At 41.7% G+C, this 14916-nt stretch carries 11 protein-coding genes and 2 pseudogenes; 8 read left to right on the forward strand and 5 right to left on the reverse strand.

The genetic code is table 11. The features are described from left to right. Positions 1–131 precede the first annotated feature (131 nt). The 7 genes from FTV27_RS14445 to FTV27_RS14475 all read left to right on the forward strand — a co-directional run bounded on the left by FTV27_RS14445 (position 132) and on the right by FTV27_RS14475 (position 8998). Entirely contained in the window at positions 132–1649 is a 1518-nt protein-coding gene (locus FTV27_RS14445) for a CoA-acylating methylmalonate-semialdehyde dehydrogenase (protein WP_180051039.1), read from the forward strand. A gap of 15 nt (positions 1650–1664) precedes the next feature. Then, positions 1665–2558, forward strand: coding sequence for a 3-hydroxyisobutyrate dehydrogenase (gene mmsB / locus FTV27_RS14450; protein ID WP_180079102.1), 894 nt, complete (start codon positions 1665–1667; stop codon positions 2556–2558). A gap of 91 nt (positions 2559–2649) precedes the next feature. Continuing rightward, a complete protein-coding gene (locus FTV27_RS14455) occupies positions 2650–4305 on the forward strand; it encodes an AMP-binding protein (protein ID WP_180079103.1) in 1656 nt (551 codons plus the stop codon). Positions 4306–4425: 120 nt separating this feature from the next. Further along, the gene (locus FTV27_RS14460; protein WP_180079104.1) at positions 4426–5553 is read left to right on the forward strand and encodes an acyl-CoA dehydrogenase family protein; all 1128 of its coding nucleotides are present in this window, start codon (positions 4426–4428) and stop codon (positions 5551–5553) included. Between the two features lie 80 nt (positions 5554–5633). Beyond that, positions 5634–6407 carry an enoyl-CoA hydratase gene (locus FTV27_RS14465; protein WP_180079105.1) on the forward strand — a complete coding sequence of 258 codons (774 nt, stop codon included), beginning with the start codon at positions 5634–5636 and terminating at the stop codon, positions 6405–6407. A gap of 23 nt (positions 6408–6430) precedes the next feature. Continuing rightward, positions 6431–7456: an enoyl-CoA hydratase/isomerase family protein gene (locus tag FTV27_RS14470; RefSeq protein WP_180079106.1), complete on the forward strand. Its 1026-nt coding sequence runs from the start codon at positions 6431–6433 to the stop codon at positions 7454–7456. 204 nt (positions 7457–7660) lie between these two features. After that, complete coding sequence (locus FTV27_RS14475; protein WP_180079107.1) at positions 7661–8998, forward strand: MFS transporter; 1338 nt, start codon at positions 7661–7663, stop codon at positions 8996–8998. A gap of 404 nt (positions 8999–9402) precedes the next feature. Here FTV27_RS14475 and FTV27_RS17375 read toward each other — a convergent pair. Beyond that, positions 9403–9615, reverse strand: a pseudogene (locus FTV27_RS17375) (hypothetical protein); the annotation flags it as partial. 404 nt (positions 9616–10019) lie between these two features. On the opposite strand from FTV27_RS17375, the pseudogene FTV27_RS17380 reads away from it, so the two are divergent. Beyond that, positions 10020–10709 (forward strand): annotated as a pseudogene (locus FTV27_RS17380) (cupin domain-containing protein). A 5-nt stretch (positions 10710–10714) separates the two neighbouring features. Here the strand turns inward: FTV27_RS17380 and FTV27_RS14485 are convergent. Genes FTV27_RS14485 through pcaF form a run of 4 tightly spaced genes read right to left on the reverse strand, consistent with a single transcriptional unit; the run spans position 10715 to position 14911 of the window. Then, positions 10715–11314, reverse strand: coding sequence for a gamma carbonic anhydrase family protein (locus tag FTV27_RS14485; protein ID WP_180079108.1), 600 nt, complete (start codon positions 11312–11314; stop codon positions 10715–10717). A 39-nt stretch (positions 11315–11353) separates the two neighbouring features. After that, positions 11354–12295 (reverse strand): PaaX family transcriptional regulator C-terminal domain-containing protein, encoded by a 942-nt coding sequence (locus FTV27_RS14490; RefSeq protein ID WP_180023690.1) that lies wholly within the window; start codon positions 12293–12295, stop codon positions 11354–11356. A 56-nt stretch (positions 12296–12351) separates the two neighbouring features. Continuing rightward, positions 12352–13644, reverse strand: coding sequence for a phenylacetate--CoA ligase PaaK (gene paaK, locus FTV27_RS14495; protein ID WP_180079109.1), 1293 nt, complete (start codon positions 13642–13644; stop codon positions 12352–12354). A 46-nt stretch (positions 13645–13690) separates the two neighbouring features. Then, a complete protein-coding gene (gene pcaF / locus FTV27_RS14500) occupies positions 13691–14911 on the reverse strand; it encodes a 3-oxoadipyl-CoA thiolase (protein WP_180079110.1) in 1221 nt (406 codons plus the stop codon). Positions 14912–14916 lie beyond the last annotated feature (5 nt).

The raw sequence follows: 14916 nt of genomic DNA on the forward strand, positions 1-14916 counted from the left end.
CAATCGTGCGTGAATCTCTATTGGTAGTCAAAATTTTCTTTGCTAGTTTGAAGTGAATTGGAAAATATAAATATAAGGCTTTTGGATATTTTCTAAGTCAGTACAAAACAATAAGTGCCTATGGAGAGGTCATGAACACAATGTCAAATATTCAGTCAGCGACGGCTAAATTATTAATTAACGGTAAATTTGTAGAGTCAAACACTACAGAGTGGCAAGACATTCTAAATCCTGCAACTCAAGAGGTTTTAGGTCGTGTTCCAATGGCGACTATGGAAGAAGTGGATGCAGCGATTGCTTCAGCGCAAGAGGCTTTTAAAACTTGGCGCTTAACGCCTGTTCAAGCACGTATGCGCATTATGCTGAAGCTACAAGATCTAATCCGTAGCAATATGAAAGAGATTGCCCGTGTACTGACGGCTGAGCAAGGAAAGACACTTGCAGATGCTGAAGGTGATATTCAACGTGGTTTAGAAGTCGTTGAGCATGCGTGTTCGGTTGGCACACTTCAAATGGGCGAATATATAGAAGGTGTTGCACGTGGTGTGGATACCTATACCTTGCAGCAACCTTTGGGTGTATGTGCAGGAATTACGCCATTTAACTTTCCTGCGATGATTCCACTGTGGATGTTCCCAATGGCCATCGTCTGTGGAAATACCTTTGTTTTAAAGCCATCTGAACAAGATCCATTATCGACCATGATGCTTGTCGAACTTGCGATTGAAGCCGGTATTCCAGCAGGTGTATTAAACGTAGTGCATGGTGGTAAAGACGTTGTTGATCGTTTATGCACACATCAAGCTATTAAGGCCATTTCATTTGTAGGCTCTACAGCCGTTGGTACACATGTATATAACCTTGCAGGACAGCATGGAAAACGTGTGCAGTCGATGATGGGGGCCAAAAACCATGTGGTGGTAATGCCGGATGCCAATAAAGAACAAACTTTAAATGCCCTCGTTGGTGCAGCATTCGGTGCGGCAGGTCAGCGTTGTATGGCTTTGTCGGTTGCTGTCATGGTTGGTGAAAGTAAAGAATGGGTCAATGAACTGGTTGAAAAAGCCAAAACGCTGAAGGTCAATGCAGGGCATGAGCCGAATACCGATATTGGCCCAGTTATTTCACCTCGCGCAAAAGCACGTGTACTGGATTTAATTCAAAGCGGTGTAGAGCAAGGTGCGGAGTTGCTGCTGGATGGTCGTGATGTTCAAGTCATTGGCTATGAGCAAGGAAACTTTGTCGGAGCAACGATTTTTAATCAAGTTTCAACCGATATGCGCATCTATACCGAAGAGATCTTTGGGCCCGTGTTAGCCATTATTCATGTCGATACTCTAGAGCAGGCAATTGAATTAATTAATGCTAATCCATTCGGCAACGGTGTCGGACTATTTACACAAAGCGGTGCAGTCGCACGTACATTCCAAAGCGATATCGATATTGGTCAAGTGGGTATCAATATTCCAATTCCTGTACCTGTACCTTTCTTTAGCTTTACAGGATCGCGTGGTTCAAAACTGGGGGACTTAGGTCCATATGGTAAGCAAGCGGTTCAGTTCTATACACAAACCAAAACGATCACCAGTCGTTGGTTCGAAGATACACAAGAAAAAGGTGAAGTGAATACCACCATTAACCTACGTTAATTTAGGAGTTCAAGGATGAATATTGCCTTTATCGGTTTAGGAAACATGGGCGGAAAAATGGCCCAAAACCTACTCAAAGCAGGTTTTACGGTTTACGGTTTCGACTTAAGCGAAATTGCGATTCAGCATTTTACTGAAGCAGGTGGCATCGTTTGCCAAAACCCACAAGATGCAGCGAAACAAGCAGATGTTGTGATTAGCATGTTGCCCGCTGCCAAGCATGTTAAAGAGGTGTACTTGGGAGAAAATGGTGTATTAGCGGTAATGAAAGCAGGAAGCTTATGTATCGATAGCAGTACCATTGATCCGCAAACCATTAAGGATATAGCCGAGACGGGTGCTGCACATCAGATAAAAATCTGTGATGCACCTGTTTCAGGCGGAACTATTGGTGCTCAGGCAGGTACATTAACCTTTATGGTCGGTTCAGATGATCAAACCTTTGAAAAAACCAAAGCGGTATTGGGCCACATGGGTAAAAACATTGTGCATTGTGGTGATGTGGGTGCAGGTCAAATTGCGAAAATTTGCAATAACTTGATTCTTGGTATTTCCATGGCAGCCGTTGCTGAAGGTATGGCGCTCGGTGCGCGTCTGGGGATTGATCCTCAAGCCTTAGCAGGTGTGGTGAATAGTTCGAGCGGACGTTGCTGGAGTTCGGATGTATGTAATCCATGGCCGGGTATCTCAGCAAATGCACCTGCAGGACGTGGCTATACCGATGGTTTTGCAACTCAGCTGATGTTGAAAGATCTAGGATTAGCTGTAGAAGCCGCAGGACAAGTCAAACAGCCAATTATTTTAGGTGGACTGGTTCAGCAAATGTATCAACAGTTGTGTTTACAAGGTAATGCACACTTAGATTTTTCCAGCATCGTGCAGCAATACTTACCTAAGGACGCTGAATAATCGCATTGAACTTTTAAATCTAGCCTAGGGATGGCTAACAATACAAACACTCGTGTCGGAATAACAATAAATTGAGACTGAGGTAGAGAAGATGTCGAATTATCAAGATGTTGCAAAGGCATTTGACTTAAATCATGCTGCCAAAGAAATGCTATCAGGCTCTTTAGAGCAATTAAATGCATGTTATGAATGCTGCGACCGTCATGCGATTGATCAAAATAAGGTCGCACTATATTGGCAAGGTAAAGATGGGCGGAAAGAACAATATACCTTTGCAGAGCTGCAACAGTGGTCGAGCCAATTTGCCAATTTTTTAAAGTCACAGGGTGTGCAAAAAGGTGATCGTGTATCGGGTTTATTACCCCGTACAGTTGAATTACTTGTGGTGATTTTAGGGGCTTGGCGAATAGGTGCTGTATATCAACCGCTATTTACCGCCTTTGGCCCCAAAGCCATTGAACATCGTTTACACCTTGCACAAAGCAAATTGGTGATTAGCGATGTTGGTAATCGTAGTAAATTAGATGAAGTTGCACATTGTCCCCAAATCGTTACTGTTGCAGATCGAGCGGGTCAAGGGATTCAACAGGGAGATTTAAACTTTTGGGATGAAGTAAACGCACAGTCTACAGATTGTGAAATTGTCCTACAGAGCATCAATGATCCATTTCTTCTAATGTTTACTTCAGGTACTACAGGTCCTGCAAAACCCTTAGAAGTACCCCTTAAAGCCTTAATCGCTTTTGGTCAATATATGAAAAATGCGGTAGGACTGCGTGAAGATGATTCATTTTGGAATATTGCCGATCCGGGTTGGGCTTATGGTTTGTATTACGGAATTACTGGGCCACTTTTACTTGGACATGCAACACTCTTTTACGAAGGTGGTTTTAGCATTGATAGTTTGTGTCAGATCGTAGATGACTACAAAGTGACGAACCTTGCAGGCGCACCGACAGCGTATCGAATGATGATGGCGGCTGATCCTGAACAAATGGCAAAACTCAAAGGGAAATTTAGAGTCGTGAGTAGTGCTGGAGAGCCGCTTAACCCTGAAGTGTTCCGTTGGTTTAAACAAGTCCTCGATGCACCGATCTTTGACCATTATGGTCAGACTGAAGTTGGTATGGTGGTGTGTAATCACCATGGTTTACAACATGATATTCGCGCAGGTGTCGCAGGTTATGCCAGTCCAGGATATCGCGTGGCGGTTGTTGATGAACAAGGGCAAGAGCTAGCTGCAGGAACGCCAGGAGTACTGGCTGTCGATATCAGTCAATCACCGATGATGTGGTTTGGTGGCTATAAAGAAAGTCGTAAGTCACCCTTTGTAAAGCACTATTACCTCACGGGTGATACCGCAGAATTACACGCAGATGGCAGTATGAGCTTCGTTGGTCGTAATGATGATGTGATTACAACATCAGGTTATCGTATTGGGCCATTCGATGTAGAAAGCGCTTTACTTGAACATGATGCAGTGATTGAAGCTGCGGTCATTGGTGTGCCTGATCCGGATCGGACAGAAATCGTAAAAGCTTTTGTAATTTTAGCTGAGCATGTCACAGCGTCCGAAGAATTAGCAGAGCAGCTGGGGCAATTTGTGAAAAAGCGCTTATCTGCACATGCTTATCCACGATTGGTGGAGTTTGTTCAAGAACTGCCGAAAACCCCAAGTGGAAAAATTCAGCGTTTCTTATTAAGAAATCAAGAGATTGCGAAACAATCCACGCAGCATGCAAGTTAAATGACGTAACGATTAACTCTAAATTAATGCCGAACAATCAGGATCAAAATCAAGCTTTCATTCAGTTCTAGTCATTTTCAAACTGGATGGAAGCAATTGATTGATGTACAGGAAGATAAGATGCAATTTACCGAAGAACAATTATTAATTCAGGACATGGCACACAGTTTCGCGCAGGAAAAAATTAAACCTCAAGCGGCTGAATGGGATAAACACGGAACCTTTCCCAAAGCGGCTTTAGCGCAGATGGGAGAACTGGGTTTATTGGGTATGTTGGTATCAGATGAATGGGGTGGTTCAGATACAGGTAATCTTGCCTATGTTATGGCTTTAGAAGAGGTTGCCGCGGCCGATGGGGCAACATCAACCATTATGAGTGTACATAACTCAGTAGGCTGTGTTCCTATTGCTAAATTTGGCACAGAAGAACAAAAGCAGAAATATTTAGTGCCTTTAGCACAAGGCAAAATGATCGGTGCATTTGCATTAACTGAGCCGCATACGGGTTCAGATGCTGCTGCCATTAAAACTCGTGCAGTAAAAGATGGCAATGAATGGGTGATTAATGGTGCTAAGCAGTTTATTACCTCGGGACATAATGCAGGGGTCATTATTGTCTTTGCTGTGACTGACCCAAGTGCAGGGAAAAAAGGCATGAGTGCTTTTATTGTCCCAAGAGAAACACCTGGTTATGAAGTGATTCGTACTGAAGAAAAGCTTGGATTACATGCCTCAGATACTTGTCAAATTGCACTCACAGACGTGCGTGTGCATGAAAGCCTAATGTTAGGAAAAGAAGGTGAAGGTTTGAAAATTGCCTTATCAAATCTAGAAGGCGGTCGTATTGGTATAGCGGCGCAAGCAGTTGGTCTTGCACGTGCAGCATTAGAAGAAGCAACCCGATATGCCAAAGAGCGTATTACTTTTGGAAAGCCGATCTTTGAACATCAGGCAGTTGCGTTCCGATTGGCAAGTATGGCAACAGAAATAGAGGCCGCACGCCAATTGGTCTATCACGCGGCACGTTTAAAAGAAGCAGGACAGCCTTGTTTAAATGAAGCGTCTATGGCCAAGCTTTTTTCGTCTGAAATGGCTGAGCGTGTTTGCTCCGCAGCATTACAAGTCTTTGGAGGCTATGGCTATCTCAAAGATTTCCCGATAGAGCGTATATATCGTGATGCACGTATTTGCCAAATCTATGAAGGCACAAGTGATATCCAACGTTTAGTAATTGCTCGCAGCTTATAACGTGGTCATTAAGACATTTAAAACGACAAGGCTTCAGACGAAGCCTACTTATAAATATTGAACATATATAGGGATATCACATGCAATTTGAAACGATTCTGCTCGAAAAAAACAATGGTGTTGGACTCATTACTTTAAATCGTCCTCAGGCCTTAAATGCGTTAAATAGCACATTAATTCAAGACCTTAATTTGGCGTTGGATGATTTAGATCGAGATCCTGCCATCGGTTGTATGGTTATTACAGGTTCAGAAAAAGCCTTTGCCGCTGGCGCAGATATTAAAGAAATGGCTGAACTGAGTTTTCCGAATATTTATTTGGATGATTTTTTTCATCTGGCAGATCGAATTGCTCAGCGCCGTAAACCTCTAATCGCAGCTGTCAGTGGTTATGCGTTAGGTGGAGGCTGTGAGTTAGCGCTCATGTGTGACTTTATTTACTGTGCCGACAATGCAAAATTTGGTTTACCAGAAGTGACATTGGGAGTAATCCCAGGGATAGGTGGGACACAGCGTTTAACGCTTGCTATTGGTAAGGCCAAAGCCATGGAAATGTGTCTGACTGCGAGACAAATGGGCGCAGCAGAAGCAGAGCAGAGTGGTTTAGTTGCTCAAGTCTTCCCTAAAGAGGCGTTGGTCGAAAAGACCTTAAAAGCTGCTGAAAAAATAGCCGAAAAATCTGTAGTCGCAACCATGATGATCAAAGAGTCAATTAACCGTGCATTTGAAGTCAGTTTGCAAGAAGGTTTACGTTTTGAACGTAGAACATTCCATTCGATTTTTGCAACTCAAGACCAAAAAGAAGGCATGCAAGCATTTGTTGAAAAGCGCCAAGCCAATTTTAAAGACAATTAAAAATAAAAAAGGATGATACGGATATGAGTACAAATAACTTAATGATTGAAGAACATGGACATTTAGGCCAAATCAGTTTAGATCGCGTGGCAAGTTTAAATGCCTTGTCTTTGAATATGATCCAAGGGATTCAACAGCAATTAGCACTATGGGCTGATCAAACCAATATTCATGCTGTACTTATTCGCTCAAATAGTCCCAAAGCATTTTGTGCAGGTGGAGATATTCGCTATCTCTATGATAGTTATATGAATGGTAAAGAAGATCATCAAGCTTATTTTCAAGCTGAGTATGAAATGCTGAATACCATTCGTGCGTATGAAAAACCCATTATTGTCATACTCGATGGCTATGTACTTGGCGGTGGATTTGGCTTAGCCCAAGCATGTCATGTGCTTGTCAGCAGCGAAAAGTCTAGATTTGCCATGCCTGAAACTGCCATTGGATTTTTCCCAGATGTGGCTGCGACACACTTTTTATCACGTTTGGATGATATTGGTGTGTACATGGCAACTACGGGCGATCAAATCAGTGCCAGCGATGCGTTATACCTAGATTTGATTGACTACCATGTTCCGAGTGAGCAACTTGTTCAATTAGAAGAAGATTTAAGAAATTCTAAGCAACTAAGTAAGGAAAATATTGAACAATTGATTGCGAAATATATTACTCGACCAGCGGAAAGTGAACTTAGTCAGAATGCAGATTTAATTCGTAAGCATTTTGGTTTTGAGAGCATTGATGCCATTGAAAATAGTCTTGAAAATGAACAGCATAATGATGCTCAAGCGTGGGCGTTAAAAATACGCAATACCTTGGAACAACGATCTCCAATCGCGAAAAGGATCAGTTTGCAACTCCAACATTTAGGTCGAAGTCTTTCACTAAACCAATGCATGCAAATTGAACGACATTTGCAAGATGTTTGGTTTCAACATGGCGATATTGTCGAAGGTGTTCGCGCATTAATTGTGGATAAAGACAAGCAGCCAAAGTGGCAACAATCTAGTCCGACTTTAGACAAAATAATGGAGGAAATATCTATTTAATCAGTGATTTAAAAAACTTTAACGGTTCAAACCATTGGTCAATATTCATACTTAATTTCTTATTCGATATGAACAAGTGACTCATCATAAATTAAACATATATAAGATCTGAAAAATATTGATTTTCAAGAAGAAAATCATCATACAAATCAAGCATCGTGAAAATGCAATATAGAAATATCTTGCAGAATAAGGAAGATTACAATGCAAAATGTACAGGGAAACACAGCTCCACCTGCTAAGTCCTCGCATCGTTTAGCGGGTATTTCCAGCATGGTGGGTACAACCATCGAATGGTATGACTTTTTTATCTATGGTGCTGCCGCAGCACTCATTTTCAATCGACTTTTTTTCCCAAATCTTGATCCATTAACTGGCGTATTGGCAGCATTTGCCACTTATGCTGTAGGCTTTATTGGTCGACCACTTGGTGGCATTGTTTTTGGTCATTTTGGCGATAAAATCGGTCGTAAATCAATGTTATTGGTCACATTAATGTTGATGGGTATTCCAACGGTGATGATTGGGTTGTTACCGACATTTGAAACCATTGGTTATTGGGCAACGGTCTGTTTAATTATTTTAAGATTTATACAGGGCATGGCCATGGGTGGAGAATGGGGCGGAGCAGTTCTCATGGCTGTAGAACATGCGCCAGCGGGTAAAAAAGGATTTTGGGGAAGTTTACCGCAAGCCAGTACAGGTGGTGGTTTATTGCTCGCTTCCGTGGCTTTAGGTTTAGTCTCAATGTTACCTGAAGAAGCGTTATTTAGCTGGGGTTGGCGTCTACCATTTTTAGCCAGCATTATTTTACTGGCTGTAGGTTGGTATATTCGTGTAAAAGTACCTGAATCACCAGACTTTGAAAAAGTTAAAGCTCAAACCAAATCAATTAAAGTTCCAGCAAAACAAGTGTTTAAAAATCATCCTAAGCAGTTGATTACGATTATTTTATCTCGAGCTGCTGAAAATGCTTGGTTCTATTTGGCATCGACATTTGCTTTAGCCTATACCACCACACAGCTAAATATTCCTAGGCAAGATATCTTGTTTGCAACGATTTGTGGTGCTGCAGTCATCATGGTTATTACGCCAATTTTTGGACATTTGTCTGATAAAGTTGGGCAAAAAAACATGTTTAGATTTGGTTTATGCGTATTGGCTATATACAGCTATCCATTTTTTGCGATGTTAAATACCAAGGATCCTGTATTGGTTTGGACGGCCATTGTGATTGGTATTGGCGTGGTTTTTCCTTTGATGTATGCGCCGCAGTCACAGTTATTTTCACGCCAATTTCCAGCAGAAATACGTTATAGCGGTATTTCAATCTCAGTTCAATTTGCAGGCGTGCTAGGTGGCGGTTTAGCACCATTAATCGCGACGAAATTGCTGAGTATTGGTGATGGAAGCCCTAATTTAATTATTGCCTATATTTCAGGCTTTGCAGTGATTGCGATTATTGCATCATCATTCTTAAAGCCGGATCAAATAGAGCGAAAGGCAAATGCATTTAGCAGTGAGGACATCAAATCTTCCTAAATCAACAATCAGGAAAACAGTAGACTGATTTAAATATAGAAATACATATGTACAGCCATAACAACAATTGTTATGGCTTTTTTTGTTTAAGGATTGTGCCAGAACAAATTTATTTTTAGCGTAGCTTAGGAACATAGCAATTTGAATACAGTTGATGTGCAAGAGCCGTGAATTATCATCTTTGTAAATAAAGTTGAAGCATTTCGTATAATGTATATTATGTTAAATAAAGTATTATGCAAACCTAAACATGATACTGACCTATTGTCTGGCTTACGTAATTCTCTGATTCTCTAATTGGCACAAAAACTATTCTTATTTTCTCACATTGATCACTTGTTTAATGCTTTAATTGTCACATGACGTTTTTCTTAGGATTTACTATAGTACATCGAAAAATGACCCTATTTTCCCAGAGTTATCTTGTTATGCGTCATATTAACGTCAAGCAATCCTCCCAGCATATTTGAAAAATTTGATAACATTTTAAAATATGCTTTACCCCATGTATATAACCATGGCAAACCAATGATGCATACATCATAATCGATAGTAATACCACGATCGTGTTTCGGATAGCCATTGGCGTCAAAGATATCCAAATCAATCCAGCTATAAGTCGATATCACATCCTGACTAAGTAAAGTCGCAATCTGCTCGTACAAAATTCCGTCTTGGGCTTGAAATTATAAAATTTTGGGCGCTGTGGAGAAGTTAAAGTCACAACAGGTATTTTGTTTATAGATAATCACAATGCTGATCTTGCTATGCGGTGTAAGGATACTTTTGAACCGCTAAATTGAGCCATGAATCATCATAGTATCTCCTTGTACTAAGGCCCTAGTGATTACTCGGACCTGCCCTGACCTTTAATACAACCGACATCCCTCCTTCCCATTTCAGTCCATTGCACTGCAATTCACTTAATAATTCAACTGCTGAGATGTTGTTTAAACTCGTATAGTGTTGTTGAAAAAGTTACATTTATTTTCTCTTTAAATTTACAAACGTGTATTGTGTTATGCATCTTCATGCTGATTTTTCAAAACCAATTATCATCACTCCGCAAGATTACCATTGGGTCAAATCTCCAGGCGGTCAAGTCAATCGTATGATGCTTGACCGAATTGGTGCAGAAAAAGCGCGCGCAACCAGTGTGGTTGAATTTTCGCCACAGACTCCATTCACTGAACATACGCACCCCCTTGGTGAAGAGGTTTTGGTCTTAACCGGAACATTTACTGAAAATGAGGATCAATACTATCTTGCAGGATGGTATATGCGTAATCCACATCAATCTAGCCATCGGGTATCGAGTGAAATGGGTTGCCAAATTTTTGTCAAACTCATACAAATGACAGAACATGAAGTGACTCCAACACGCATTAATACTCATGACCCAAAGCATTGACGTATTCAGCAAGGCCGAGAAATCTGCTCCTTATTGAAATCAAATGTTGAACAGACTTTTTTGGAAAAATTAAAACCCAATCAATGCATGGCTGAAAGTGCTGAACATGGCATTGAAATTTTTATCCTTACAGGTGCGTTTAGCTCAGCACACCATGTATATCCTATGGGAACCTAGATGCGCTTCCCTTCAGATTATGATATTGATCTAAACGCCACCGAATTAGGTGCAACGCTGTATATCAAAAGCGGGCATTTACAACATGCCAGAGACGTTTGGACAGATGAATTGAATATGTGAAGAGCTTATATCTGTTGCTTTAAGACATGATCTGCCTGAAAATTTTTATAGGTTAAACGTTCCGCTGTGTCATGGGGTAAAGGTTCTACCACTTGCAGACTGTTGAGACAACGCTCGGTTAACTCAATGTACTGCGCCGTACCATGACGTTTCCAAGCAATTTCTTGATCGGTTAAGGCTCTCACCACCCGTGCAGGACTGCCCAATACCAGCATATTATTAGGAATATCTGCTTTTGCCTTAACTGTACTGTTGGCACCTATAATCACATTTTCCCCAATCACAGCTTCATCGAGAATCACACTATTCATGCCAATGAGGGCATTCTTGCGTACCACACAGCCATGCAAAATAGCACCATGCCCCACATGACCATACTCTTCCACTAAAGTCACACTGTTTGGAAAGCCATGAATGGTACAAGAGTCTTGAACATTGGCATTTTTTTGAATATGAATACGGCCAAAGTCAGCACGTAAGGCAGCAAAAGGTCCAATATAAACCCCTGCCTCAATAATCACATCGCCAATCAACACGGCGTTTGGGTGTACATAAGCCTGAGGATCGACCACAGGAATCACGCCATCAATGGCATAGCACGGCATTGTTCTATCCTTGTTGTTAATTTTAAATTAGACGCTAATTTAATAGCTCAAATCTGGCTGTTTTAAACCACCAAAACGTTTATAGAACTGTGGGTGTGCGGGCGGCATACTGCCTTCAGCCGTACGTGCAACATTTAAGAAAAACTCGTCGCCTGCCATAAACACCGCCTGATACAAATTGGTACTTAAATTACGTGCAATTAACGACAGCCAGTCCGTCGGTAACAACTCAAATGGTAAATTTGGATCTTTGAGTAAAATACGACGGAACTGATGAATCAATAAGATACGAATTTGAAAGGCTTGGACAGCATCTATGTCTTCATCTTGCTCGACAAAATAGAAAAACTCACGAAAATCACTAATGAATTTTTCATAGCGTTGATGTAATTCTTGAATGGGCCAATTCACAACCACCATACGTTTAATCGTAGGATAAGATTCTTGCCAAAGTTCTAGGGTTTCGGCACGAAACACCACCACTTGATCGGTCATTTGATGACTAAGTAATAAATTTTGCAGCTTTTGTTGATCACAGCCTGGATAAGCCATGACATTAGTTGCAATATTGGCAAACCCTAACCACTCGAGTTCTTTCTTCAACACCAATTTGTTTTCAAGTTCAACTGAGCTCAGTAGCACCAAGTCCCACTTTTTATCCCAATCTTTATGACTAAAGCCATAAATTTTCTGATCAGCCATGATAAAACGCTGACGACTACTTTCCGTAATACGGTAATAACTGGTGCGCCCAATTTTCTCTGAACTGAGCCAGCCATTTTGTACCAAACGAAAGACCGCAGTACGCACTGAACGTTCATTCAAGCCAAATACGTCCATTAGCTGAATTAAGCTCGCAAGACTGATGACACCTCCACGGTGATAAATGCTATCACCAAAAATGGTCATGACCAATGAAGTCCCACTGAGCGCTTCACGTTGAATAAACTCATCAATAATTTGTTTTAATTTAGGATTCATTGCGTTTTCATTTACCTGTGAATTGCCTGATGAGCCTAGTCATCAGGCATGTTCATTTAAGCGGATTGTCGAATATCAAACACGCGCTGCGCTTTGCCTTCAGAGCGAGGTAAACTTCCTTCATTCAGCACTTCAACACTCACACTAATCCCCACCATGGTTTTAATTTGTGATTTCAATTGGTTTGCAAGCTGTGACGCCAATTGAGGACTGCTATCTTGACGCATTTCAGTGCGAATATGCAATGTATCCAAGTGACCTTGCTTACAAATATGAATCTGATAATTGGCAATTAATTGTGGAATTTGCAAAATTTGCTCTTCAATTTGCGATGGGAACACATTCACACCACGAATAATCATCATGTCATCACTGCGACCGACAATTTTATCCATACGACGCATGGTACGTGATGTGCCTGGCAGTAAACGTGTCAGATCACGGGTACGATAACGAATCACCGGCATACCTTCTTTGGTAATTGTCGTGAAAACCAATTCACCGAGCTCCCCATCTGCAACAACTTCACCTGTTTCTGGATTAATAATTTCAGGATAGAAATGATCTTCCCAAATGGTTGGGCCATCTTTTGATTCTAAACATTCCATTGCCACCCCAGGACCCATGACCTCAGATAAGCCATAAATGTCTAAGGCATCAATACCTAAACGCGTTTCAATTTCTTTACGCATTTCATTGGTCCAAGGTTCAGCACCAAATACACCGGTTTTAATAGAACAGTCTTTGGCTGAACCAAACTTTTTCTCAAGGGCTTCAATGATATTCAAGCAATACGATGGTGTCACCATGAGTGCTGTTGGTTTAAAATCGTGAATTAACTGCGCTTGTTTGTCTGTTTGCCCGCCTGACATTGGAATGACAGTAGCACCCAAACGCTCTACGCCATAATGTGCACCTAAGCCACCGGTAAATAAACCATAACCATACGACACTTGAATGGTGTCTTTACTGCTTAGCCCTGCAGCACGCAGCGATCGTGCGACTACGTCCGACCAGATATTGATGTCATGTTCGGTATAGCCAACCACCGTCGGTTGACCTGTGGTTCCCGATGAAGCATGTACGCGCACAATTTGCTCTTGAGGCACCGCAAACATGCCAAATGGATAATTGTCACGTAAATCTTTTTTGGTGGTAAAAGGAAATTTTGCTAAGTCCTCAAGATGTTTAAAATCATCCGGATGTACACCTGCTTCATCAAACTTTTGCTTATACACCGTGCTGTTATGATAAGCATGATTGAGCGTCTTTTTTAAACGCTCAACTTGCAGTTGACGTAATTCATCTACAGATGCGGTTTCGATGTGTTCCATTGCATTTTTATTCATTGTCTTACTCCTTACGCAGTCATCGCGACAGCTTGTTTTATGTCAATCAATTACGTCCTGAATTGATATTTTCGAGTATTAAGGCAACACCTTGCCCAACGCCCACACACATGGTGCAAAGCGCATATTTCCCTTGTTGAATTTTCAGTTGATGCATTGCGGTAAGGACTAAACGTGTACCACTCATGCCAAGTGGATGGCCCAAAGCAATGGCACCACCATTTGGATTGATACGTGCATCATCATCCGCTAAACCCAGTTCACGAATCACAGCTAAAGCTTGTGCTGCAAAGGCTTCATTGAGTTCAATCACATCCATTTGCTCTAAAGTTAAGCCCGTTTGTGCTAAAACTTTACGCACTGCAGGTACAGGCCCAATACCCATATAACGTGCTTCTACACCGGCACTTGCAATCCCTAAAACTTTCACTTGGGGAGTTAAACCATGCTGCTCAGCAAAGGCGTTATTACCTAAGAGTAAACATGCAGCACCATCATTGACACCTGATGCATTGCCTGCTGTGACTGAACCTCCTTCTTTACGAAATGGTGCTTTAAGTGCATTTAAAGCCTCTAGTGTGGTTTCTGCACGTGGATGTTCATCTAGAGCAACACGCACTACACCTTTTTTGCTTTTAATCTCGACTGGTAGAATCTCACGCTCAAAGCGACCTTCAGCCTGTGCTTTTGCGACTTTTTGCTGACTGTTGTAGGCAAATTGGTCTTGATCGGCACGGCTGATATTGTATTTTTCTGCCACGTTTTCAGCAGTTTCAGGCATGCTGTCGACGCCAAAATTGGCTTTAAATAGCGGATTGATAAAACGCCAACCAATAGTGGTATCAAAAATTTCAGGTGTACGGCTAAATGCACTCGTCGGTTTAGACTGAACAAAGGGCGCACGTGACATGTTTTCCACCCCACCCGCTAATACAAACTGCGCTTCACCCGATTTAATCGCACGTGAAGCAAGCCCCACTGCATCTAAACCTGAAGCACATAAACGGTTTACGGTAATGGCAGGTACACTATCAGGTAAACCGGCAAGCAAGCTTGCCATCCGTGCCACGTTACGATTGTCTTCACCCGCTTGGTTGGCACAGCCGAGAATCACTTCATCGACCTCCGTCCAAGGCAAATTTGGATGTTGTTGCTTCAAATACTGAATCGGCAATGCAGCCAAATCATCTGTACGAATACTACTTAAACCACCGGCATAGCGCCCAATTGGGGTACGAATCCCATCAAAAATAAATACGTCTTGCATCATTT

Source organism: Acinetobacter sp. YH12251, from assembly GCF_013417465.1.
GTDB lineage: Bacteria > Pseudomonadota > Gammaproteobacteria > Pseudomonadales > Moraxellaceae > Acinetobacter > Acinetobacter amyesii.

Excerpts from the sequence above, each read along its gene's own strand:
- FTV27_RS14455 (WP_180079103.1), top strand. The coding sequence starts at position 2,650 with ATGTCGAATTATCAAGATGTTGCAAAGGCATTTGACTTAAATCATGCT.
- FTV27_RS14475 (WP_180079107.1), top strand. The coding sequence starts at position 7,661 with ATGCAAAATGTACAGGGAAACACAGCTCCACCTGCTAAGTCCTCGCAT.
- FTV27_RS14485 (WP_180079108.1), bottom strand. The coding sequence starts at position 11,314 with ATGCCGTGCTATGCCATTGATGGCGTGATTCCTGTGGTCGATCCTCAG.
- FTV27_RS14465 (WP_180079105.1), top strand. The coding sequence starts at position 5,634 with ATGCAATTTGAAACGATTCTGCTCGAAAAAAACAATGGTGTTGGACTC.
- FTV27_RS14470 (WP_180079106.1), top strand. The coding sequence starts at position 6,431 with ATGAGTACAAATAACTTAATGATTGAAGAACATGGACATTTAGGCCAA.
- paaK (WP_180079109.1), bottom strand. The coding sequence starts at position 13,644 with ATGAATAAAAATGCAATGGAACACATCGAAACCGCATCTGTAGATGAA.
- FTV27_RS14445 (WP_180051039.1), top strand. The coding sequence starts at position 132 with ATGAACACAATGTCAAATATTCAGTCAGCGACGGCTAAATTATTAATT.
- FTV27_RS14460 (WP_180079104.1), top strand. The coding sequence starts at position 4,426 with ATGCAATTTACCGAAGAACAATTATTAATTCAGGACATGGCACACAGT.
- FTV27_RS14490 (WP_180023690.1), bottom strand. The coding sequence starts at position 12,295 with ATGAATCCTAAATTAAAACAAATTATTGATGAGTTTATTCAACGTGAA.
- pcaF (WP_180079110.1), bottom strand. The coding sequence starts at position 14,911 with ATGCAAGACGTATTTATTTTTGATGGGATTCGTACCCCAATTGGGCGC.
- mmsB (WP_180079102.1), top strand. The coding sequence starts at position 1,665 with ATGAATATTGCCTTTATCGGTTTAGGAAACATGGGCGGAAAAATGGCC.